Source organism: Pedobacter jejuensis (genome assembly GCF_003725795.1).
GTDB classification, from domain to species: Bacteria; Bacteroidota; Bacteroidia; order Sphingobacteriales; family Sphingobacteriaceae; genus Pedobacter; species Pedobacter jejuensis.
This window is the reverse complement of sequence record NZ_RBEE01000002.1, coordinates 253,403-279,930: the sequence shown is the minus strand read 5'-3', so window position 1 is coordinate 279,930 and position 26,528 is coordinate 253,403. Positions and strand designations below refer to the sequence as shown.

Sequence of the window (26,528 nt, the reverse complement as noted above, 5' to 3'; positions counted from 1 at the left end):
TACCTTTAGCTTATCAATAACCAAATATTTATTAATCGCATGCTGCGGTTTACGATAAGCTTTATGAGAAAAATTTCTACCCTTTTAAATACGACAGTATTTTTATTAGCCTTTCCTATTATTTGTCTTTCACAGAACACTCATTATCAAAAAACCGATAATGGTATTATTGTTAAGCCAACCATAAATAATGCTAGTATTGGTAAACAAATCAAATTAGAAGTCGTTACAGAAAAAATCATCCACGCAGTAATTACCGTTGCCGATAAATTTTCTTTAGAACCTAGTTTAATGGTTATTCCGGTAAAATCTAAACCCGAATTTTCTATTTCTGAAAATGGTAACAATGTAGAACTTAAAACCAAGGCACTTACAGTAAAGGTTGATATTAATACCGGGCAAATCATTTATCAAGATGTTGCAGGCAAAAGCATTTTAGAAGAGAAATCCTTTTCTGCCAGAAGTTTTAAAGCAGTTTCTAACGATGGCGAAGCAAGCTATCAAATTGAGCAGGTTTTTAATTCACCTGATGATGAAGCCATTTACGGATTAGGGCAGCATCAAGATGATATGATGGATTATAAAGGCAAGCAGGTTTTATTGCTTCAAAACAATACCGATGTTGCCATTCCTTTTCTGCTAAGCAATAAAAATTATGGTATCCTATGGGATAACTATTCCATTACGAAGGTTGGAGATACCAGAGATTATCAGCCACTTTCTAGTTTTAAACTGTTTTCTAAAAATGGCGAACAAGGTTGGTTAACTGCAAGTTATGTCGATAAGAAAACGGGTGAGGTGGGCATTACCAGAGCCGAATCGGATATTGATTATTCCTTTTTAAGTGATATGAAAAAATTTCCCGATAGCTTTAAAATGGCTAACGGAAAAGTAACTTATGAAGGTAAAATATCCTCTGGATATACTGGTCTTCAACATTTTAATGTTAAGTATGCTGGTTATATCAAAATCTGGATTGATGGTAAAATGTTGGTTGATAAATGGCGCCAAGCATGGAATCCTGGTTCTGCAGTTGTAGAAACGGAAATGTCGAAAGACAAAAAATATGATATCAAAATAGAATGGATTCCTGATGGCAATGAATCCTATCTATCAATTAAAGCACTAACACCAATACCCGAAGCTGATGAAAATCAGTACGCTTTCGCATCGGAATCGGGCGATCAAATTAACTACTATTTCGTTTCAGGAACAAATGCCGATGAGGTAATTAGCGGCTACAGAACATTAACAGGTAAAGCCGTTTTAATGCCAAAATGGGCTATGGGTTTTTGGCAAAGTCGAGAAAGGTATAAAACCCAGGATGACCTTTTGGGTGTGGTAAAAGAATTTAGAGACCGTAAAATTCCTATCGATAATATTGTACTCGATTGGCAGTACTGGAAACCAGATAGCTGGGGAACACATGAATTTGAAAAAAGCCGTTTTCCTGATGCTGATGGCATGATCAAAACACTTCATGATACCTATCACACGAAATTAATGATTTCTGTTTGGCCAAAATTTTATTCTGGCAATGCCAATTACAATCTGATGAATAAAAACGGCTTTTTGTATAAACGCAACATTGCTGATGGAAGAAAAGATTGGTTGGGATATCCTTCTACTTTTTACGATGCTTTTAATCCTGAAGCTCGAAACCTTTTTTGGGATTTGATGAACAAATCTTTATACAAAAAAGGAATTGACGCCTGGTGGATGGATGCAACAGAACCAGATATACATTCTAACCTGCCAATTTGGGAAAGAAAACAAAATATGACACCAACTTATCTCGGTTCGGGTACAAAATATTTTAACGCCTTTCCATTACAAAATTCAAAAGGAGTTTATGAAGGTCAACGTAAGGAAAACCCAAACAGCCGTGTATTTATTTTAACCCGTTCGGCTTATGGGGGTTTACAACGTTATGCTGCTGCTACCTGGAGTGGTGATATTGCATCAAGATGGGAAGATATGAAGTCGCAAATTTCTGCAGGAATTAATTTTTCATTGTCTGGCTTACCCTATTGGACAATGGATATTGGTGGTTTCTCGGTAGAACGCAGGTATGAAGACCCAAATACTGAAGATTTAAAAGAATGGAGAGAACTCAATACAAGATGGTATCAGTTCGGGGCATTCGTTCCATTATTTAGAAGTCATGGTCAGTTTCCATTTCGTGAAATATACAACATTGCACCAGAAAGTCATCCTGCATATAAAAGTATGCTGTTTTACAACAAGTTACGCTATCGCTTAATGCCTTATATATATTCGCTTGCTGGTGCAAGTTATCAAAATGATTATACCATAATGCGTGGTTTAGTTATGGATTATGGCACCGATTCGAAAATCAAATCCATTGCCGATCAATACATGTTTGGTCCATCAATGCTTATTAATCCGGTTTATAAATATGGTGCAACAAGCAGAAAGGTTTACTTGCCTGAAGGTAACGGATGGTACGATTTCTACAACGGAAAATATGTAAAAGGCGGCCAAACAATTACTGCAGATGCGCCATATAATCAAATGCCAATTTATGTAAAAGCTGGTTCTATTATACCATTCGGTCCGGAAATTCAATATACTGATGAAAAACCAGCGGATGCAATTACGCTACAAGTTTACGCAGGTAAAGACGGAACATTTACTTTATATGAAGATGAGGGATTGAATTATAACTACGAAAAAGGCGAGTTTTCTACAATAACCTTCAATTACAACGATAATTTAAAAACGCTAACCATTGCAGATAGAAAAGGCTCATACAAGGGAATGTTAAGCAATAGAATTTTTAATATCATTTACATAAATCCTAAAAAATCGAATCCATTAAATTTTAATCAAAAACCAAATAAAACCATCAGATACGATGGTAAACAGACAATAACCAAATTTTAAACTAACCATTTATGAGACAATTTTTTACAAAACTAAAAGGATGAAGAACTTACTAAACAAAACATGGATCGTTTACTTGTTCTTCCTAACAGCGCTTGTACTTACAATTCCTGAAGCTTATAGCCAGGCAGTTCAAAAAACTATTCGAGGAAAAGTAATAAGCGACGACAATTCAAAAGATGCTATACCTGGGGTAAGCATCTCACTAAAAGCAAAAAAAACGCAGTTAGCCGTTACTGATGCTGCCGGAAACTATTCGGTAAGAGCTTCGGTTGGCGATGTATTGGTATTTACTTACGTTGGTGCCCAGCCAAAAGAAATTACTGTAGGCAACCAAGACGTGGTAAACATTACTTTATCAATGGCAGTTAACAACCTAAACGATGTTGTAGTGGTTGGTTACGGTACTGCCTTGCGTAAAGATTTAACCGGTTCTGTATCATCCATAAAAGCTGAAGACATTGCAAAATCGGCAGCTACAACTTTCGATCAGGCATTACAAGGTCGAGTAGCCGGTGTAGTTATCAATACCAATTCTGGTCAGCCTGGAGGAGGTATTTCTGTTCAAATTAGAGGTGTATCTACTTTGGGTGGCAATCAAGAGCCTTTATATGTGGTAGATGGTGTGTTTTATGGCGGCGATGTTAACGGCGCCATTTACACAGGCGGTAGTCCGGGTACAAACCCGCTTGCAACCATTTCACCATCAGATATTGAAAGCATTGATATATTAAAAGATGCATCTGCAACTGCAATTTATGGTAGCCAGGCTAGTAATGGGGTAGTTATTGTAACCACCAAAAAAGGAAAATCCGGTCCGCCAAAAATAAGTATCGATGCATCTTACGGCATCCAGCAATTGCCAAAATACTTGCCTGTAATGGAATTGCCAGAATATGCAGCATTTAGAAATGTAAGAGATGTGCTAAATGGTGCTGTTCCTAATCCACTATTTGCAGATCCATCTGTTTTAGGGCAGGGTACAAACTGGCAAAAGGCAATCTTCGGAACGGCACCAGTTCAAAACTACAACCTATCGGTAAATGGTGGCGATACCAGAACCAATTATATTCTTAACGTGGGTTATTTATCTCAGGATGGTATTGCTATTAAATCTGACTTTAAACGATACAATGTTAGGTTAAATGTAGAAACCAAAGCAACAAGCTGGTTAAAATTGGCTACCAATATCTCGGGTAATCGCATTAACGAAAATATAAATAACCAGGATGGAAATTTAGTTCAATTGGCCATTAGGCAATCGCCAGATATTGCTGTTATCAATCCGGATGGAACCTACGGCGGACCCTCGAGTTCGTTGTTTACGCTTACCAACCCATTTGCACTTACAGAAATTAACACCAATACTAGAACCAGGAGTGAGGTGTATGGTAGTGCTTATGCCGATATAACTTTTTTGAAAGATTTTGTACTAAGAAATGAGATTGCTGTAAACTATAATTTCGGGCAAATAGAACAATTCGAGCCAGCATATCAGTTTGGGCAATTTCCTAAAACAAACAGTTTTGGCAGGAGAGGTACAACAGCCTACAACAACAATACCTTTCGTACCTACTTATCTTATAACCATACTTTCGCCTCAAAATATAAATTGAATGGAACATTAGGACACGAATCACGTTTAAATACAAGCAGCTTTGTTGATGCAACGGCTACTGGCTATTTCCAAACCACAAACTCTGAGCTTAATCTTGGCGACCCAACTAAAGCTACCTCAACAAGTGGTAAAAGCCAACAGGCAATAGATTCATATTACGGTAGGTTTAACTTTACTTATGATGATAAATACACCTTAACATCTACTGTGCGTTATGATGGTTCATCTAAATTCTCACCAGAAAACAGATGGAATTTTACCTATGCATTTGCATTAGCCTATCGTTTAAAGCAAGAAACTTTCATGAAATCAGTTGATTTTATAAGCGACCTTAAACTTCGTTTGGGTTATGGCTTGGTAAATAATCAAAATATCTCCGATTATGTTTATGGTACTTCTTACAGAACAACGCAAACAGCACTTGGCTTAGGCGTTTTATTGGATAATGTTCCAAATCCCGATGCTAAATGGGAAACTACAAAATCATCCAACGTAGGTATTGATGCGAGCTTTTTTAAAGATAGGTTGCAATTTACAGTTGATGCATATTATAAAAACACAAACAACCTGCTAAACAGTTTATCACTGCCGTTATATTCGGGTACAACACCACAAGATCAGTTTACGGTAGCAAAATTAAATGCACCAACCAAAAATGTCGGTTCGATTGTTAATAAAGGAATTGAATTCAGCATAAATTCGGTAAATGTTAAAGGCAAAGATTTCACCTGGACAACCAATGTTACTTTATCCCGAAACTTAAATAAGGTTACCAGTTTAATTACAGAAAACACAAACTTACCTCAGTATTTAGGAACTGATATTGTTCAGCAGGTTACTGTAGGCAGATCAATCGGCGAATTTTACGGCTTCATTGCAGATGGCGTTTTTAAAGATGGTGCAGATTTAACTAACAGTGCAAGTCAAGGAACTATAGGTGTAAATGGTGTTTGGGTTGGCGATATCAAGTTTAGAGATTTAAATGGAGATAAAATCATCGACAATAAAGACCTTACTTATCTAGGTTCTCCACTACCAAAATTTCAATATGGTTTTAGCAATACATTTAAGTATAAAGCGTTTGACATCACTGTATTTTTCAATGGAAACTATGGTAACAAAATCTTCAATCAATTAAAAAGAACAAACGAAGATTTGCAAAGCGGATTTGGCTTGTTGCAATCGGTTAATGATTACGCCCGTATTGGCTTGAGAAACCCAGCTGGAAGTGCAGCAGATATTAATAATGTGTTTATCACCAACCCGAATACAACCGTACCAAGAATTTCTACCTCAACGTTAAACAATAACAACAGGGTTTCTACCAGATACATCGAAGATGGCTCATACTTACGTCTTAAAAACTTGGTTGTAGGTTATAGTTTTCCTTCAAAATTGGTGCAAAAAATTAAGCTAAGCTATTTTAGAGTTTATGGTAACGTAACCAATTTATTTACCATTACCGATTATACAGGTTACGATCCTGAAGTTGGTTCACGGTTTCAAAACGCACAATCGGCTGGGGTTGATAATGGAAGATATCCATCATCACGTACGTACACATTTGGTATTTATGCCGGCTTTTAACATTAATACTTATAGAGATGAAAAATAAAATATATTTCACAATAGCCCTGATGATCGGCATAAGCTCATTTTTCGGGTGTAAAAAAGATTTTCTGGATAGAACGCCACAAGATAAAGTTACGCTAGAAAGTTTTTTTAAATCTGAAGGCGATTTGCGTCTTGCCACAGGTGCACTTTACGGTACACCATGGTTCGATTTTAACGATAAGTCTGTTTTAGTTTTGGGCGATGCCTTGTCAGGTAACTTATCCAGAACAAACTTTGTAGCGTATTCTACTTTTGCGGTTAATAATTCTGATGCCAGAATAAACGAAGCCTGGCGCTCACTTTACAAAATTATTGCCTATTGCAATTTGAACATTATCTACATCAATCAAAATACAGATGCTTCAGTAAGTGCGGTAGCCAAAAACAATGCCATTGGCGAACTTCGGTTTTTGAGGGGAACAGCCTATTTTTATCTGGTGCAATATTTTGGTGAAATCCCCATCATTACCGATAATAGAACACTTGCAGAACAGCCTCAGGTAAACAAACACCTGATAAAAGATGTGTATCGTTTCATCATCGAGGATATGAAATTTGCTGCTCAAAATCTTCGCTCCGTACCAGATAAAGGAAGAGTAAATAAATGGTCTGCTGAAGGAATGCTTGCCAAAATTTACTTAACCAGATCTGGTTTGAAAGATGATGGAACAGGTACCGGAAACGGACAAAGAGATGTTGCTTTATTAGATAGTGCTAAAAAATATGCTGGTGATGTTTGCAACAATAGCGGTTTGAAATTATTAACCAATTATGCCGATTTGTTTAAAATTGAAAACAATAATAACGAAGAATCTTTATTTGCATTACAGTTTATTGCTAGTCCGAATGCTTACGGGCTTGGAAATAGCACACAAGGATATTATGCTGCCGAAGGTAAATTAACCAATGCCGGCGATGGGTATGGCGCAGCGAACACACCAAGTATAGATATTTACAATAAATACGATGTTAAGGATTTACGCCGCAAAGCTACCTTTATGCAAAATGGAGATTTCTATCCCGAATTGTTAAAAAAGGATGGAGGTTACAAGGTTACTGATGAAAGACCACACGTTAAAAAATACGTTGTAGGTACCAATGAAGATAATCCTGGTCAGGTTTATTCGCTTTCTACAAGTTCTGCAGCATACATGCTTAGGCTTGCCGATGTTTATTTAATTTATGTAGAAGCACTTATGGGTAATTCAGCTACCACTTCTAATCCTGATGCCGTTAAATATTATAATTTGGTTCGTGCCAGAGCTGGGGTAGAAGCCAAAGTTGCTCCAATTTCTAAAGCGGATGTTTTGGTAGATAGACAGTTGGAGTTAGCTATTGAAGGACAATATTGGTTCGATTTATTAAGAGAGCATGATATTAATCCATCGCAAACAATAGCTAAAATTGCGGCTCAGAATCGAGGTAGGTTAACATTTAACTCGGCAACAAACGTGCGGGTTAACGAAGATCAGTTTTCTACTCCGACTGATGCTTCTTTTAAACTTCCATACCCTTTGGCCGATGTTTCTACAAATCCTTTGTTAAGTCAGCCAGCTGTACCATATTATAAATAACCGCTAATTTAATTTTAAATTAAATCATAATGAAAAAGCTTATAAAAAGCAGATTTAGCTTAACCCTTCTGTTATTGATGGTGGTTTTAGCCTTGCAAACTGCTTGCAAAAAAACAGATAATGAGCAACCTCCTGTAATTACAAAACTAAGGGCAATCACTCCGGCTCCCAACGACTCTACATTAACAAAAGTAGGTTCTGGGCAAAATGTTGTTATTCAGGGCTCTAATTTAAAAACAGTTTCTGCAGTTTACTTTAGTGGTTTTCCGGCAACATTTAATTCAGCTTTGGTAGGTGATGATAATTTTGTAGTAACCGTGCCTTCAATTTTATTTTCAAGCATACCAAAAGGACAGGAAAACACCATAAGATTGGTAACTAAATTTGGCGAGACCAGTTTTACCTTTCCAATATCGCCACCTCCGCCTGTGGTTTCTTCAGTTAGTAACGAATATACTTTACCAGGTCAAACCATTACTTTATATGGCCAATATTTATACTTAATTACCAATATAACTTTTCCTGGCGGTGCCGATGGAACTAATATTGTGTCTAAATCCGATGGAACTTCTTGTACCGTAACTGTTCCTCCATCAGCAACTTCGGGCGATATTATTGTTAAAACACAGGGTGGTTCTACTGCCTATAGTTCTTATAATGATAAGGTTACAGGTATGTTATGCAATTTTGATGATGTTAACACATACTCATTTGGAAGTTCTAGAACAAATGATCAAGTGCTGTATCCGGGTGGGCAAGGTTTTTATGGTAGAATGTTTACGGGACCAATCTCTGCATTTAACTATAACCAGGCTGATAATAGGTCTATTAACTTAACTGCTGTTCAATGGGTTCCATTAGCCAACCTGCAAGATCCTGTTTCGAGTTATGTAATTAAATTTGAAATTTTTGTGAAAGAACCATGGGGTGGTGGTACAATAATGATAAGAAGAGATGAAAGCAGTTGGATTTATTTGGCTCGTTATGAGCCTTGGAAAGCGGATGCAACAAGAATCTTTAAATCAGACACTTGGTTTACCGTAACCATTCCGCTAACTCAATTTAAAAAGAAAACCAATAATGGTGAAGGTACTGGTGATTCGTCTCCAACGCTTACTGAACTTATAAATGCTACCGGCAGACGACCAATGACTTTTATGTACATAAACGATACCGCTACGCCAGTAACTACCAGATTTGATGTAGCAATTGATAATATCAGAATTGTTAAAGCTAGAAGATAGTATTCTTAGTAGGCTGTATCATAAATACAAAATGTCATCCTGAGCCTGTCGAAGGACTTACATAAACTGCCTTTTGGGGCGTTTCGACAAGCTCAACATGACAAAGATCCAAGGATAAATTGATTTATGATACAGCCTGATTTTATTAATTCAATCATTCCTTAAAATGAAAATTGTAAACAATAAGAATACAAGCAGATGGATGCTGTTAATTTGTTTAGCTTTTACAGCCTGTAAAAAAAGTCCCGAGGCGCCAATGCCTGAAACACCGCAGGTAAATCCAGCTGGTACAAGCACCATCATTCCGCCTAAAGATGTAAGCACAGCAACAACTATAGGTTTTTTTCTGGATAACTGGGAGGGTAGAAGTTTTAGCGCACCTGCTTTTGCTGATGTAGCTAAACCAACGGCATCAGCTGGTGTAACTATAAACGCCGATTATAGTGAAACAATAAGTAAGGTTTCTAAATACCTTTTCGGAAACAATACCAATCCATATATTGGTCAGTTAGGTAACGAACCCTTACTGATTAATCATGTTAAAAACCTTTCCCCAAATATCATGCGTTTTCCGGGTGGAAACATTTCGAGTGCTTTTTTCTTCAACAGCGGCCCCGGACAGAAACCTACAGATGCGCCTGATATGCTTTACAACCAATCTGGAGCCCCTGTAAACGCAGGTTATTGGTATGGTAAAAACACAGCAAGCTGGACATTTTCTGTCGACAACTATTATAGTTTTCTGCAACAAACAAACAGTACAGGAATTATATCTGTAAATTATAGCTATGCCCGTTATGGTACAAGTGCGCATCCAGATCAGGTAGCCGCACATTTAGCCGCAGATTGGGTTCGTTTTGATAAAGGCAAAACCAAGTATTGGGAAATCGGTAATGAAGATGCCGGACCATGGCAGGCGGGCTACAAAATCAATACAGCAAATAATAAAGATGGTCAGCCAGAAATTATTAATGGTGCTTTATACGGAAAACATTTTAAAGTTTTTGCCGATTCAATGCGTAAGGCTGCTGCAGAGTTGGGTGTAACCATCAAAATTGGCGGACAACTTATTCAGTACGATGCATCCATCGGTAACAGCAATGCGGTAGATAAAACCTGGAATTCGGGTTTTCTCACAGCTTCTGGTAATACTGCTGATTTTTATATTGTTCATACTTATTATACACCTTATGCTCAAAATTCTTCAGCTTCGGTTATTCTAAATACAGCCGCTACAGAATCTAAAAGCATCATGGATTTTATGAAAAAGACAACGCAGGATAACGGTGCGCCTTTAAAACCAATTGCAATGACCGAGTGGAACATTTTTGCAGAAGGGTCAAAGCAGCAAGTGTCTCACATCGCTGGTATGCATGCCACAATGGTTTTGGGCGAATTAATAAAAAATAACTATGGCATGGCAAGCAGATGGGATTTAGCTAACGGTTACGCTGGTGGAAATGACCATGGCCTTTTTAGTTTGGGCGATGAAGGCAACGGAACAACGAAGTGGACACCCAGACCGGCATTTTATCATATGTATTATTTCCAGAAATTTTTTGGTGACAGGATGATTGCTTCAAGTGTTTCCGGCTCTACAGATGTTGTGAGTTATGCTTCAGGTTTTGCATCAGGCGCTGCTGGTATCGTAGTTGTAAATAAAGGTACATCCACTCAAACCGCAAACATTAATCTTTCAAATTTTGCAGCCGGTACACGATATTATTATTACACTTTAACCGGTGGCGATGATAATGTAGAATTCTCGGCAAAGGTATTTGTAAATGATAATGGTCCAACTGGCGTTTCTGGCGGCCCGGCAAATTATCAGGCCATAACAGCAAAATCTGCATTGGTAGATGGCGGCATAAAAATCACCTTACCTCCACGTTCAGTTGTTTTCGTTGCAGTAGATAAAAAATAGTTTTTCATGTTATATAAAAAAGTACTCTACATCTTTATTCTCTTCTTTTCAGTTATTTTCAGTCAAAATTCGTTTTGCCAAAGCACGCAAGGCTTTTTTATAAAAGGTATTAATAAAAAAGATGTACAAATACCTGATTATAAAAAACATACTATCCCTGTAAGTAAGTCATCGGTTTTTGTTAACATCAGTTACAAAGATACTTTAGGTAAGGTTTCAAAGTTTTTGTACGGAAATAACGCAAATCCTTACATGACTCAAATTGTTGATCAACCTGCTTTAATGAATCACATTAAAGCACTTTCTCCAAACATCATTCGTTTTCCGGGTGGAAATTTGAGCAATGTTTATTTTTGGAATTTATCCAGAGATAAACGCCCCGCTGATGTTCCCGAAATTATTTTATATGGTGATAAAAGAGTACCAAAACCCGAGCGTTTATGGTATGGGATTAACGATAGTCCAACATCTCTTTCTTTAACAAACTATTACAAACTACTTAATGAAACGAATAGTACAGGCATCATCTGTGTAAATTATAGCTATGCCCGATACGGTACCAGCGATAATCCTGTTCAAAAAGCTGCTCATTTAGCAGCCGATTGGGTTCGTTTCGACAAAGGGAAAACCAAATTTTGGGAAATAGGTAACGAAAATTATGGCACCTGGCAAGCAGGCTATAAAATAGATACTTCAAAAAATAAGGATAATCAGCCCGAACTGATATCCGGTAAACTTTATGGCGAACACTTAAAAGTTTTTGCCGATTCGATGAGAGCTGCCGCAAAAGAAATTAACTCCGAAATCTTTATTGGTGCAGTAGTTATAGAAACAGCCAAAGAAAAATCCTGGGAGGGTGGAATCACAAAAAACTGGAATGATGGATTATTAAAAGCTGCAGGTTCTCTTATTGATTATTATGTTCTGCATAGTTATTACACACCTTACGAGCAAAATTCATCACCAGAAATCATTTTAAATACAGCCAAAACAGAAACCAACAAAATGGCCAGTTATATGAAAGAATTGGCTAAACTTTATAACCTTCCGGAGAAACCTTTGGCACTTACAGAATGGAATATTTTTGCAACGGGCTCTAAACATTCCTGTTCTTTTATTAATGGTATGCATGCTGCGATTGTTTTAGGTGAGTTAGCCAATTTAAAATTTGGTATGGCTAGCCGCTGGGATTTAGCAAATGGTTACTCAAAGGGTAACGATCATGGTATGTTTAATAAAGGCGATGAACCGGGCGTTCCGCTTTGGAACCCCAGACCTGTTTATTATTACATGTATTATTTTCAGCGTTTTTTTGGCGATGAATTGCTTAAAGCTAGCAACCCAACAAATCCAGATGTGTTAACTTATGCATCAAAATTTAATAACGGAGCGGTAGGCGTTGTGCTCGTTAATAAAGGTAATTCAAGTCAGGTGGTTGAGCTTTCCTTATCCGAATTTAAATCTTCTAAACAATATTACCTCTACACTTTAACCGGAGGAGATGATAATGGTTCCTTCTCTCAAAAAGTCTTCGTAAACGGAGAAACTACAAAATTTACAGCTGGCGGACCAGAAAATCCATCAGCAATAAAAGCATTATCGGCTTCAGTTACAGGTAATATTAAATTTGAATCTGCTCCTTTTTCAGTTCAATATCTATTAATTAAATAAGGATAAACACATAAATGAAATCATATAAAATATTGGCTTTTTTGCTTTTGATTAAATTAGGCCCAACAACAGCATCATTTGCCCAAAATAAAATTGAGTTAAAACGTGAACATATACTGATAGATACTGGTTGGCGTTTTGCCTTAGGGCATCCTTATGATGTTAAAAAAGATTTTTACAATGGAACAGGTTATTTTTCCTATCTGGCTAAAACTGGTTATGGAGATGGAGCTGCGGCACCAGGTTTTGACGACAGAACCTGGCGGAAGTTAAATGTACCGCATGATTGGGCAGTTGAACAAGGCTTTGATAAAAATGCAAGCTTAAGTCACGGTTTTAAAGCTATTGGTCGTAATTTTCCTGATGCCAGTGTAGGTTGGTATCGTAAATCGGTATTTATCCCAGCTAAAGATTTGGGTCGTAAAATTAGTATAGCTTTTGATGGCGTTTTCAGAAATTCAATCGTTTGGGTTAATGGCCATTACCTGGGTATTGAACCAAGCGGATACCATGGTTTCGAATATGACATTACAGATTATTTAAATTACGGAGGTGAAAATATAATTGCCGTACGTGCTGATGTAACCATAGAAGAAGGTTGGTTTTACGAAGGTGCCGGAATTTACCGCCATGTTTGGCTAAATAAAACTGCTCCTTTACATGTTACACCAAACGGAACCTTTGTTCGCAGCACAATCAATAACAATAATGCAGTTGTAAAAGCAAGTGTTACCTTAAAAAACGATGCACTTAAAAATGATAAATTTAATATCAAACAAAGTATTGTTGATGCAAAAGGCAAGATTGTCGCATCTGGCTCGCTTCAAAATATTGAATTGAATGCATTGGCAGAAAAGGAATTTACCATTGATATTCCGGTAATTAATCCACAATTATGGGATTTGGAAAATCCATATTTATATCAGCTACTAACAATAATAACTAAAAATGAGCAAGTAATTGATGAATACAAAACAAACTTCGGAATAAGAACAATACGGTTTGATGCTGATAAAGGCTTCTTTTTAAATGGTAAAAGAGTTGAAGTGAAAGGTACAAATAACCATCAGGATCATGCAGGTCTTGGCGTTGCGCTACCAGATGAAATGCAGTATTTTAGAATCAGTAAGCTAAAAGAAATGGGTAGCAATGCTTATCGTTGCTCGCACAATCCACCAACACCAGAATTGCTAGATGCATGTGATAAATTAGGCATGCTGGTGATTGATGAAAACCGTTTAATGGGCATTACCGATCAGAATTTAAGCTACCTTAAAAAATTAATCATACGCGATCGCAATCACCCAAGCATCATCAGCTGGTCTATCGGTAATGAAGAATGGAATATTGAAGGCAATATTACAGGTGCCAGAATTGCTAAAACCATGCAGGCATTCGCTAAAACAATAGATACAACAAGAGCTATTACAGCTGCGGTAAGTGGAGGAATTGGTAATGGAATTTCTACAACGATAGATGTACTGGGTTATAATTATGTGGCAACCAAGAATACGGATGAGCAGCATAAAAAATTTCCTGCGCAATTTAGCTGGGGAACTGAAGAAGGATCAACAGTGGCAAGTAGAGGTTTGTACATCAATAATATGGAAAAGCATGAACTTGCTGCTTACGATACCAGGCAAAATGAGAATTTCCTGAGTTTAGAAGATGGTTGGAAACACTATGCCGCCCGTCCTTATTTAGCAGGAATGTTCATTTGGACCGGTTTTGATTACCGAGGAGAACCAACGCCTTTCGGATGGCCATCGGTAGTTTCTTATTTCGGTATGGTTGATTTGTGTGGCTTCCCGAAAGATAATACCTGGTACTTAAAATCATGGTGGACGAAAGAACCTACGATACACCTCTTGCCACATTGGAACTGGAAAGGAAGCGATGGAAAGCCAATTGAAGTTAAAGCCTACAGCAACTGCGATGAAGTAGAATTATTTCTGAATAAAAAAAGTTTAGGTAAAAAGCGGATGGAGGAGAACGGACATTTAAACTGGGTCGTAAATTATTCACCCGGAACACTAGAAGCAGTTGGGTATAAAAACGGTAAAAAAACATTAACGGATGTGGTTAAAACAACCTCATATCCAACCCATGTTTCTATAACACAGGAAGCAATACCTGTACAAAAATCAACTTTAGCTATTTTAAAGGTTGATGTTAGAGATGCTTCTAATCAGGCTATTCCAACTGCGGTTAATGATATTGATTTTGAAATCAGTGGTCCGGCGAAAATTATTGGTGTTGGTAATGGAAATCCAACCTCGTTAGAACCCGACCAATTTATTGAGCATATTGATGTGATTCGAATTAACGATTTTAAAGAAAAACCTATTTCAAATGTTGATGATGTAACCGAACTTTCAACAGATTTAACAGGTTGGGATTATGCCTTTAAACAAGAAAGGACTCAGGAATTTGGTAAAAAAGTTAAGGCATTAATTTACAGAGGAAACTTTGATTTGAAAGATTGGAATGATCAAACTAAAATCACATTTTTTTACAAAAGCTTAGGTAAACAACAGTCTATTTACATCAACGGAAAAAAAATAGCCGATAAGCTTACAGAAAATAAAAAAGGAAATGCTTTTGTACTTGATAAATCAGTATTAAAAGCTGGCAAAAATACAATCGCTATATTGGCGACACCAATTTTGAAAGTTCAAAGCTGGGATAATATCAATGCAGACCCGGGTTTATTTCAGGTTTTAAAACCTGCTGCCACCTGGAAAAGAAAACTATTTAGTGGCTTGGTACAGGTTATTGTACAATTTACCGGCGAACCAGGAGCAGTTACTTTAAAAGCTTCATCAAATGGTTTAAAGCCTGCGATCATTAAAATTAAGTAATGAAATATTATCTTAATGTTAACATTATTCTCAAAAACGCAGTCATAACAAATTAAATTATACAAATTTACTTCAAAAACCCCTATATGATTAAGAAGCTGTTTTTTATGTTCGCGACTGCGTTTTTTGCACTAAATGTTGAAGCGCAGGATACCCAATATCAATACTTATCAGGAAAAGATAAAGACCATACCGTAAACTGGGATTTCTTTGTAAATACCGGAATGAAAAGTGGCGTTTGGGATAAAATACAAGTGCCATCAAATTGGGAACAACAAGGTTTTGGTACCTATAACTATTACAAGGATACCCAAAATCCTGAAGAAACGGGGCAATATAAATACAAGTTCAGGGTTCCGAAGAGTAGTGCCGATAAAGAGATTTTTATCGTTTTCGAAGCGGCTATGACAGAGGCTGAAGTTAAAATTAATGGAAAATTAGCCGGACCAATACATCAAGGTGGTTTTTATACTTTTCAATACAACATTACATCGCTGCTAAATTTTGATGGTGAAAATCTGCTTGAGGTAAAAGTAAGTAAACAATCAACTGATAAATCTGTAAATAATGCAGAGAGAAAAGCTGATTTTTGGTTATTCGGTGGTATTTTTCGTCCGGTATATTTAAAAATTTACCCAAAATCACATATCGATAGAATTGCAATTGATGCAAAAGCAAATGGTTCATTCAATCTTGATGCCTATACCGAAAATGCAGTTGCTGGGTCGGTTGTAAAAGCGCAGGTACAAAAGTTAAATGGAGAAAAAGTTGGAGTAGAAATTTCATCTAAAATTATCGGTCAAAATCCTGTAACAGCGCTCAAAGGTCAGTTCAATGAGGTAAAATTATGGAACGCCGAATCGCCAAATTTATATCAGGTTGTGGTTACTTTAACTGATGCTAGTGGTAAATTAATCCATCGCACAAAACAAAAATTTGGTTTTAGAACAGCAGAACTTCGTCCGCATGATGGCTTTTATGTAAACAATAAAAAAGTGATTTTCAAAGGTGTAAATAGGCACAGCGAATGGCCAGAATCTGGAAGGACGTTAAGCAAAACCTTAAATATTACCGATGTAAAATTAATTAAAGAGATGAATATGAATGCGGTTCGTATGTCTCATTATCCTCCAGATCCAAGCTTTTTAGAAGCCTGCGATTCTTTAGGTTTGTATGTTATTAACGAGTTAACTGGTTGGCAGGCTAAATACGATACTGAGGTTGGTACAAAATTAGTTAAGGAACTGGTTGTTAGAGATGTTAATCACCCTTCAATTGTAATGTGGGCAAATGGAAACGAAGGAGGCTTCAATTATGATTTAGATTACCTGTATGCAAAATACGATAACCAGAAACGTTTGGTTATTCATCCTTGGGAGCGCTTCAATGGCACCGATACCAAACACTACCCAGATTATAATTATGTAGTTAATACAGCTTTACACGGAAATGACGTGTTTTTCCCAACCGAGTTTATGCATGGCTTGCACGATGGTGGGCATGGTGCGGGTTTAGATGATTTTTGGAGTATGATGATGAAGCATCCTTACGCGGCAGGTGGATTTTTATGGTCGTTTGCCGATGAAGGTGTAATCCGTTTGGATAGAAATGGTGAAATGGATATTCAAGGCAATGCCGCACCAGATGGGATTTTAGGTCCACACCGAGAAAAGGAAGGTAGTTTTTATACCATAAAAGAAATCTGGTCGCCGGTGCAAATTGCGATGAAAGATTTGCCTGCCAATTTTGATGGAAAGGTTTTAGTCGAAAATCAATATAGCTTCACAAATTTGAATCAATGCAGTTTCGAGTGGAAATTATCAAACCTGCCAAATCCGGCCGCAAATAATCAGCAAAGTTTGGTAGCCTCAGGTAAAATTAAGGGCATCACTTTATCTCCTGGCGAGAAGGGTTTTTTAAGCATTCCACTTCCTGCAAACTGGAAAAGCAGTGATGTTTTGTATTTAACCGCTTTTGATGCTTTTAAACAAGAACTTTTTACCTGGAGTTGGGCAATTAAAATGCCTGCTGCTCCAATAACAAATAATGCGAATTCAAAATCTAAAATGGATGTTTCAGAAACTGGTAAGGCTTTAACCCTTGTTGTTGATGGCATTTCTTATCAATTCGATAAAAAAACAGGCTACATTCAGAATGTTAAAAATGCTAAATCAGAGATTTCAATTTCTGGCGGACCAGCTTTGGCGGGTGTTAAATGTGAACTTAAAGAGTTTAAGCATTATGCCTCGGGCGATGATTACATTATCGAGCCTATTTATAATAATGAAGCAAAGTTTAAAGTAAAATGGATTTTTTCATCAGGAAAGACTGTTAAACTCGATTATGAATATAGCGTAAGCGGTGAAGTTGATTTTATGGGCATTACTTTTAACTATCCTGAAGAAAACATCACCGGTATGAAATGGGAAGGAAATGGTCCTTATCGCGTTTGGAAAAATAGATTGAAAGGCACAACTTTTGGTGTTTGGAATAACGATTTTAATAATACCATAACCGGAGAAAGTTGGAAATACCCAGAGTTTAAAGGCTATTATTCAAATGTGTATTGGGTAACGGTAAAGAATAAGCAATCACCATTTACAATTTACACCTCAAAAAAGGGCACATTTTTTCAAATGTTAAAACCTCAAAAGGCAGCTGGTGCGACAAATAATAATACCACTCCTGTATTTCCTGATGGCGATTTAGGTTTTTTAGATGGAATTAGTGCAATAGGAACTAAGTTTCAAGCTGCTGAAAAACTTGGTCCGCAGAGCCAAAAAAATATGCAGCTAAATTATTCATGGAATAAAGGTAGCCTTTGGTTCGATTTTAAATAAAGAACACAAATCCTAAAAGAAAGGCAAAATTTTAATTATGCTAAAAATCAAAAAATCTTTTTCGGTATTGTTGCTTTCATTGCTTTCATTGCTTTGTTTTTCGCAAGAAAACCTAAACCAAAAGCTTGTTTCGCTTAATGGTGAATGGGAAATGGGCTTCGGTCGAAAATACACTTCTAAGGTTAATGTTCCCGGAATTCATAACGATCCGGCTAAAATTTCTAACGAAGTTTTATGGTACAAAAAGGAAATTAAATTGCCTTTAGGTAAATGGACAAATGCCACAATACAACTGAAAGGAGCACGGTTTAAGCCACAGGTTTACATTAATGGCGAATTTGTTGAAGAAAAAGAAGGCGGTATGGCTCCGGTTTTCTTTCAGTTAAACAATAAAAATATCAAGCCCGGAAATACCATCACACTCGAAATTGCATTAGCATCGCTTAAAAATGTTTCGCCAACAGATGCCTCTTATACACCTCAGGCCGACCAATGGCGTTCGGATGTTTCCTCAAGTTTGTGGGATGGCGTAGAACTAAATTTGCATGGTAAAGTAAGTATCGAACGGGTTATTCCATTTATCAATTACAATGCGCAAAATGTTAGTTTTAAATTTGATTTGAACGGAGAAACAAACTTTAAGGGCAAAGCATTACTACAAATTTTTGATAACAAAGGGAAAATACTAATTACCCAATCTAAGTTTATTTCAGGCAATCGGGATTCTGTGAATGTTATCACCAAAGGAATATTAAAAAGCTGGGGTCCGAAAGCACCAAATTTATATCGTGTTCAGTTAACATTGTTTGATAACAAAAATCAATTAATGGATAGGTATAAAATTCCTTTTGGCATTAAAAAATTCGAAATCAGAAATAAAAAATTTTATTTAAATAACGAACCACTTGTTGCTAAAGGAGGAACTGTGGTTTGGCATCGTTGGGTAAGAAGTAAAGAAGGGCGAGAATTAGGATATGATTCTGCCTGGTTTAAACGAAACATTATTCAACTTTCAAAAGATCATGGCGCAAATTATCTGCGTTTCCATTTAGGTTTACCTCCCGAAAAGTTTTTAGATATGTGTGATGAGCTTGGACTGGTTGTGCAATATGAATGGAATTTTTTTCACGGAATGCCTGCATCAGAAGAAAGTCTTTTAATACAGTATAAAAGCTGGCTCGATTTAGCAATGCGGCACCCTTCGGTTTCGCTAATCCATCCCTATAATGAAACTGTGGGCGACCAGCTGAAAACAGTTTGGGCAGCTCTCGATAAGTTATTGCCAGATTATCCTGCCTTGGTTTTAGAAGACAGAGATGTTATTCATATCCATAAATACTGGTGGAGCATGTTTGAGAACCTGGGATTGTATTATGACGATGCAAATGTTTTTCCGAAAGCCATAATGGCTGATGAGTTTGGAGGAAACTATTTAAATGAAAATGGTGATTTAGGCGGGTATCCATCTCTAAAGGAAAGTTTTCTTCGATTTCTGGGCAGAAAAAACACTAAAGCGGAAAGACTTGAATTTCAGGCTGAATCGAATGCACGGGTTGCCGAATACTGGAGGCGTATTGGTGCTGCGGGTTTTGCACCCTTTTGTGCTTTGGGCAGTTACGAAGATGGCAATACCTGGTTTTTGGGGCCATTAAAAGATGGTAAGCCTAAGCCTGTTTGGGATGCTCTAACAGCTTCATTCTCTCCGTTAAGTGTTAGTATCGATTTATGGGATAAAAATTTTGAACCAAATCAAGCTATTAGATTGCCAATTTATTTGTTTAATGATGAAGCAAAAAGTAATATGTTAGCTGTTGCCATAACTGTTGAAGATACAACTGGTAAAGTTGTTTTAAAAGAAAATTTAAAATCAGAAGTAAGCGCCTTCAATAAGAAAGTAATTCAAGTTTCTTTAAACTTGCCTGGAGTTAATGGCGATTATATTATCAAAGCCGAGTTGTTAAACAGACCACCAGAAATAAAATATCCGGTAATCTCCAAATGGAAAATTCATGTTTTTAAAGCTAAAATTCCAGAAAATATTAAAAATGTAATTGTCGGCATTTCTCAAAAAGAAGAAGAGCTGAAGCATTTTCTCAATCATTTAAATATAAAAACTGTTGATTTGAGCAATCCTTCTGCTAATTTACTTTTAACCTCAAAAGCAGATTGGGATGAATTTGCTAACGGTAATACTTTGTTTTCTGGTGTGTTGGAAAATTCAATTTCCAAAGGAAAATCTGTAGTAATGCTTGATGTTGGTGATCGGCCTCTAGGACAGGGATATCCAAAAAATGCTGGCGATCTTGGGCCTTTGCAAGGAGTTGCTAGTGTTTATAATCCTAAGGTGAATGTTTATCAGCTTTTTAATGGCGTTTCGTTAAAATTTAAAGAAACTGCTGAGCCCGAAAGTTACATCCATCCCGATAGGTTAAATAATGCGCTCTGGCATAATTTGCCAGATGATTACACCAGAATTTGGAATGGTTTACGTGGAGGGCTTATCGTGCCTGCAGCCGATATGGAATTTAAAGGGTTGAGTGCCGATGCATTTGTAACCCAGTGGAAATTAAGAGGGGCCGAAGAGCAAAAAGTTAAAACTGCGCCATATTATGCTTATGAACTACAGGGTTTTTATGAATTTTCTATGTTGCCGAATAATGAAACGATTAAAAAGAAGTTAAAGGATAAGATTTATTTTCTGGTGCAAGATGCTCCATCACTTTCAACATCGTTAAATTTAAATACGCCGGTTTTGATCACAGATTTAAATAAAAACTACCTGGATTCAAAAAATGGGCTTGCCGATAGTTTTATTCCTTTGGCCAATTCAGCAAAAAATCTTACACAAACGCCTGTAGCACTTATTGGCTTTGGCAAGGGTAAAGGAAAGCTAATTGTATCTCAATTGCTTACCTCCGGAAGGTTGGCAAAAGGTTATGGGGAAGATGGTTTTTATGGTATTAGGTATGATGAAGCTGCGGTACAATACGTTTTAAATATGATGAGTTTGGCAATTAAGTAAAATCATCAATAGCCCAAGTTTTTATTTCTTAGATAGTTTTTTATTTAAAAATTCTAACTTCGAAGCTTTTCTTTAATTAGTTTTGACTTGAATTTTGAAATAAACAAGATATCAAAATTCTTTACTAAGGATAAATAATCATGACTAAAGCACCATTTTCGAAAATAATTGCAGGCACCATGACTTGGGGTGTTTGGGGTAAAGATTGCGACACCAAACAGATGATAGAATTGATGAACTGTTGCATTGAAAATGGTATCACAACATTTGATCATGCAGATATTTACGGCGATTATACAACAGAAGCTGCATTTGGTATAGCGCTTAACGAAAGTAAAATAGAAAGAAATAAGATACAATTGATTTCTAAATGCGGCATTCAAATGGAATCTGCAAGCCGAAAAAATGTAATAAAGCATTACGATTATTCAGCATCATACATCATCTGGTCGGTTGAACAATCTTTAAAAAACTTAAAAACCGATTATCTTGATTTATTATTGCTTCATCGCCCTAGTCCGTTGATGAGGGCAGATGAAATTGCCGAGGCGATTGAAAAGCTTAAAAACGATGGTAAAATTTTAGATTTTGGTGTTTCAAATTTTACACCTGAACAAACTGATTTAATAAACACGAAAATTAAAATAAACTATAACCAAATCAAGTTTTCTATAACCGATTTTAATGCAATGCTTGATGGCAGTTTAGCACATATGCAAACGAACAATATCACGCCAATGTGTTGGTCTCCATTGGGTTCGGTGTTTAAAAATGATAATGAGCAATCTCAACGTTTAATTAAAATGGCTACAACACTTTCAGTTAAATATGATGTACCTGTTGATGTTATATTTCTTGCCTGGATTTTAAATCATCCGGCAGGTATTTTACCAGTTTTTGGTACTGCTGATAAAAGCCGAATTGCAAAATTAATGAAAGCAACTTCAGTACAATTAGAATTGCAAGAATGGTTTACATTATGGTCTGCTAGTGCTGGCGTAGCTGTACCTTAGCGGTTTTTTTAGCGATCAAACTTTTGCAGATTTCATTTTTATATTCTGCATATCGCGGTATTGGTTGGGCGTAAGTCCGGTTTTATCTTTAAAAATTTTAGAGAAATAAAAGTTAGATTCAAAGTTTAAATCATAAGCAATTTGTTTGATTGATTTCTCTGGGTTTAACAAATGTTCTTTCGCTCTTTGTATTTTTAATTGAATTAAATATTGCCCGGGAGATATGCCTACGTAAGTTTTAAATACTTTTCTAAAATACGAATAGCTCAATTTAAGTTCGCAGGCAACTTGTTCTGGTGATATATTTTCGTCGATGTTAGCCCGTAAAATTAACCTGGCTTTATCTATCATTTTCACCAATTCTTCTTTCCCATCAAAGCCAATTTGCTTGGTACTGCTGTGTATATGCCCTAACAAATATAAAACAGCTCCAGAAATTAATGATTGGTAGCCAGATTTCTCCTCTTTAGATCGTTCTATAATCTCCAGCAACGAACTCAAAATTCGCTCATTAAAACCTAAATCTGTAATGGGTATTTCTTTATTAAAAAAGTTGTTCGAAATTAAATTTTCTACAATTCCGCCTTTAAAACCAATCCAGTATTCATCCCAACCGGTTTCTCTATTTGGTTTATAACGATGCCTTTCTCCCGGAAACAAAAGAATAATATTACCTGCTGCAATTTCTTGTTTACCAGCAGATTCTGATTCGAAAGTACCCTGACCTTTTGTAATGTAGATAAGCTGAAATTCGTTTAATACGCGGCCATTATCCCACGTAAAATTGTGGTGAGAAGGATGATTTTTATAGGGATAAGCCTGTTCTGGTTCGATTCGGGTACAGCCTGCATTTAATACATACAGGCCCCAAATTTTTTCCTCATCACTTACAGGAAGGTATTTAAAGTAGTTATTCATATTCTTTAATCCGAATTAATGCAACTTATTTCAAACGATAATTTTCTCAAATTAGCGAACTCCTTTTTAAATGATATGTAAAAGTCAAAATTTATAACGGAATTATCAAATCGTGTATTTCTACCGGAATCGCAACTCATAATTTTATGATAATAACTAAATCAAATAGTTGCTAACCAAATACTAAACAATTTATGGAGATTTTTACAATTAAAAACCTTTTTAGGAAGGTTATGCTCAATTACTTAATTGGCATCTGCGCAACCGCGTGTTTCTTTCTAATTTCTGAGCCTCTACGGGCGCAATCACAATCCATTACCGTTTCCGGAAAAGTAACCTCTAACACGGGTGATGTATTACCTGGCGTAAGTATTTCTGTTAAAGGTAGCCAAAACACGGCGAGTACTGATGGGAACGGAAATTATAAAATTGTTGTTCCTGATAACAATGCCGTTTTGGTGTTTTCTTTTATCGGTTACAAAGCAAGTGAAATAAAGGTTGATAACAAAACCGTTATTAATGCAAAACTTACTGAACAGAGCCAATCTTTAGATGATGTTGTTGTGGTTGCTTATGGAAGTACCACGCAAAGGAGTTCAACCGGAGCATTACAAACGGTTAATTCAAAAGAACTTCAGGATATTCCTGCTGCTCAAATTACACAGAAACTTCAGGGAAAATTGGCTGGTGTACAGATTAATCAGGCATCGGGTAAACCTGGGCAGGGTTTACAGGTTCGTATTCGTGGTGGGGCTTCAATTACAACAGGTTCTGCACCTTTATATGTTGTAGATGGTTTTCCAATTGCCGGAGATATCAGTAACATTAACCCCGATGAGATTGAAAACATTACCGTTTTAAAAGATGCAGCATCTACATCATTATATGGTTCTAGAGCGGCTTTTGGTGTTGTGGTGGTAACTACAAAAAGTGCCAAATCAGGACAAACAAACATTTCTGCAAGTGCTTACACGGGTACACAAAAAGTGCCGCAAAAAGGTCGTCCTGATATGATGAATGGTACCGAATGGGCTCAATTCAAAAAAGAATATTTCGAAGATTTGGGTCAGCCGGTACCTACAGCACTACAAAATCCAGCGCAATATGGCGAAGGTTACGATTGGTACGATGCCATGTTACGTTCTGCGCCAATAACAAATTACAGCGTATCCATAAATACCAATAAAGAAAATTTTAGCAATGCTATAGTTGCTGGTTATCTAAAGCAGGATGGTGTTTTACTAAATTCTAACTACGAAAGATTTTCGGTACGTATTAACTCAACTTTTAAATTAAATGATAAAGTTAGGTTAGGTTTTAACTTAGCACCAACACATACGGTTAACAATTCTCCATCTACTGATGGAACATTTTTTGGTGGTGGCGGTTTAATTAACAATGCTTTACTAACTCCGCCAATATTAAATTATCAAAACCCAGATGGAAGCTATCCGGTATCGGTAACAACACCTGGCATTACCTCATTTCCTACACCAAACTGGGTTAGGTCTATTCAGGACATTACCAATAAAAGTAAAGACAATAGAATTTTATCAAATGGTTATGTAGAATATGAGCCAATCAGTAAGCTTATTTTAAAATCGAGTATCAATGTAGATTTTGCTCAATCCTTATTCCATTCGTTTCAGCCTTCAACAGCATCAAGAGCTTTTGCATCTTCTCCAAGTTCTTTAACGGCTAGTTTATTCGATTCTAATTATCAATATCTTTCATGGCTGTCAGAAAATACCATTGGTTATTCTAAGCAAATAAAAGATCATAATTTTGATATTTTAGGTGGTTTTACCAAACAAAAATACCGTAGTGATTATAGCACCATAAGTGGTTCTAACTTTCCTGATGACAGGATTGAAACCATAGGTGCAGCCTTGGTGAAAAACAATTCAACTTCTGATATTCAGGAATGGAGTTTAGTTTCATTTTTAGCGAAATTTAATTACAACTACAAAGGCAAGTATTTATTCGCAGCGAGTATTCGCCGAGATGGTTCTTCGCGTTTTGGAATAGATCAAAAATATGGTAATTTCCCATCTGTTTCTGCTGGTTGGGTAGTTAGTGAAGAATCTTTTTTAAAGGGCATTAAACCAATTTCTTTCCTAAAAATTCGCGGTAGTTATGGTACAACCGGAAATAATAATTTAGGTAATTACGAACAATATGCAACGGTAGCTGGTGGTGTAAATAATCCTTTCGGCTCTACAATTAGCAGTGGCTCTGCGGTTACCAGATTAGGAAATACAGAACTAGCCTGGGAATCGACGAAACAATTTGATTTTGGTGTTGATTTAGCTTTATTCAATAATCGAATCAATTTTACTTACGACTATTACACTAAAAAAACCTCAAATTTATTATTTTCTCTACCAGTACCGCGTGAATCAGGCTTTTCGTCATTTACCGGAAACGTTGGTTCAATTAAATTCTGGGGACATGAATTTGCGATTACATCCAACAATTTAGTTGGCAACTTTAAATGGAATACAAATTTCAATATTGCTTTTAGTGATAATAAAGTACTTGCTTTATCTTCTTTGAGTAACGATTTATATGTTTCTGATGGTACGGCTCGTACAATTACCAGAGTTGGAGAAAGACTTGGCCAGTTTTGGGGCTTGATTCAGGATGGTGTTTACAAAGATCAGGCAGATTTCAATAGCTCTCCAAAAAGTGTAAACTCACAAGTAGGAACCATAAAATTTAGAGATTTAAATGGCGATGGTGTTATAAAATATGGTGATGCAGAAGGTGACAGAACCGTAATCGGAAATCCGTTCCCGAAATTCGTTTTTGGTTTTACCAATAGCTTTGCTTACAAAAACTTCGATTTAGCAATTGTAGCTAGTGGTTCTTATGGTAATGATATTGCCAGAATGATGGACGAAGGCACAACCAACTTAGATGGTGTATTTAATGTACTTAAAGAAGTAAAAGATAGATGGCGTTCGCCTCAAAATCCTGGAGCAGGTAAATATGGTAAAACTACTGCCTCAACCGGAGATGATCGTGCTCAATTTCATACTCGTTTCGTACAAGATGGAAGTTACTTAACCATAAAAAATATAACGCTGGGTTATACTTTGCCAACAGAAAAAATCACCTGGTTAAAAAGTGTTAGGTTATATACCAGTGTTCAACAAGCATTTACATTTACAAATTACGATGGTATAAACCCTGAAATTGGTACCGACCTAAATGGTAATGCACCAAGCTCATTAAAGCAAGGTTTAGACTATTCAGCTTATCCGGTACCAAGAACTTTTACGCTTGGTATCAATGTAAATCTTAAATAAATTTTAATCAG

12 protein-coding genes are annotated in these 26,528 nt (G+C 36.5%); 11 read left to right on the top strand and 1 reads right to left on the bottom strand.

Going from position 1 to position 26,528, the window contains the following annotated elements:
* The first annotated feature begins 63 nt into the window (after positions 1–63).
* From D7004_RS01770 to D7004_RS01725, 10 genes are all read left to right on the top strand, one after another.
* A complete protein-coding gene (locus tag D7004_RS01770) occupies positions 64–2,907 on the top strand; it encodes a TIM-barrel domain-containing protein (protein WP_123204155.1) in 2,844 nt (947 codons plus the stop codon).
* A gap of 40 nt (positions 2,908–2,947) precedes the next feature.
* On the top strand, positions 2,948–6,112 hold the full coding sequence (locus tag D7004_RS01765; RefSeq protein ID WP_123204154.1) for a SusC/RagA family TonB-linked outer membrane protein: 3,165 nt from the start codon (positions 2,948–2,950) through the stop codon (positions 6,110–6,112).
* 17 nt (positions 6,113–6,129) lie between these two features.
* On the top strand, positions 6,130–7,713 hold the full coding sequence (locus D7004_RS01760; RefSeq protein ID WP_123204153.1) for a RagB/SusD family nutrient uptake outer membrane protein: 1,584 nt from the start codon (positions 6,130–6,132) through the stop codon (positions 7,711–7,713).
* Positions 7,714–7,742: 29 nt separating this feature from the next.
* A complete protein-coding gene (locus D7004_RS01755) occupies positions 7,743–8,957 on the top strand; it encodes a glycan-binding surface protein (protein ID WP_123204152.1) in 1,215 nt (404 codons plus the stop codon).
* Between the two features lie 166 nt (positions 8,958–9,123).
* On the top strand, positions 9,124–10,881 hold the full coding sequence (locus D7004_RS01750) for an alpha-L-arabinofuranosidase (RefSeq protein WP_123204151.1): 1,758 nt from the start codon (positions 9,124–9,126) through the stop codon (positions 10,879–10,881).
* Between the two features lie 6 nt (positions 10,882–10,887).
* Positions 10,888–12,552 carry an alpha-L-arabinofuranosidase gene (locus D7004_RS01745; protein ID WP_123204150.1) on the top strand — a complete coding sequence of 555 codons (1,665 nt, stop codon included), beginning with the start codon at positions 10,888–10,890 and terminating at the stop codon, positions 12,550–12,552.
* Positions 12,553–12,566: 14 nt separating this feature from the next.
* Positions 12,567–15,413, top strand: a complete 2,847-nt coding sequence (gene galA, locus D7004_RS01740; RefSeq protein ID WP_123204149.1) for a beta-galactosidase GalA — start codon at positions 12,567–12,569, stop codon at positions 15,411–15,413.
* A gap of 86 nt (positions 15,414–15,499) precedes the next feature.
* Entirely contained in the window at positions 15,500–18,253 is a 2,754-nt protein-coding gene (locus D7004_RS01735) for a glycoside hydrolase family 2 protein (protein ID WP_123204148.1), read from the top strand.
* 37 nt (positions 18,254–18,290) lie between these two features.
* Complete coding sequence (locus D7004_RS01730) at positions 18,291–21,275, top strand: glycoside hydrolase family 2 protein (RefSeq protein ID WP_123204147.1); 2,985 nt, start codon at positions 18,291–18,293, stop codon at positions 21,273–21,275.
* A 140-nt stretch (positions 21,276–21,415) separates the two neighbouring features.
* Positions 21,416–22,288, top strand: a complete 873-nt coding sequence (locus tag D7004_RS01725; protein ID WP_123204146.1) for an aldo/keto reductase — start codon at positions 21,416–21,418, stop codon at positions 22,286–22,288.
* Positions 22,289–22,303: 15 nt separating this feature from the next.
* Here D7004_RS01725 and D7004_RS01720 read toward each other — a convergent pair whose 3' ends face one another.
* Complete coding sequence (locus D7004_RS01720) at positions 22,304–23,206, bottom strand: AraC family transcriptional regulator (RefSeq protein WP_123204145.1); 903 nt, start codon at positions 23,204–23,206, stop codon at positions 22,304–22,306.
* Positions 23,207–23,400: 194 nt separating this feature from the next.
* Here D7004_RS01720 and D7004_RS01715 point away from each other — a divergent pair, with 194 nt between their 5' ends.
* Entirely contained in the window at positions 23,401–26,517 is a 3,117-nt protein-coding gene (locus tag D7004_RS01715; RefSeq protein WP_123204144.1) for a SusC/RagA family TonB-linked outer membrane protein, read from the top strand.
* Positions 26,518–26,528: the final 11 nt, after the last annotated feature.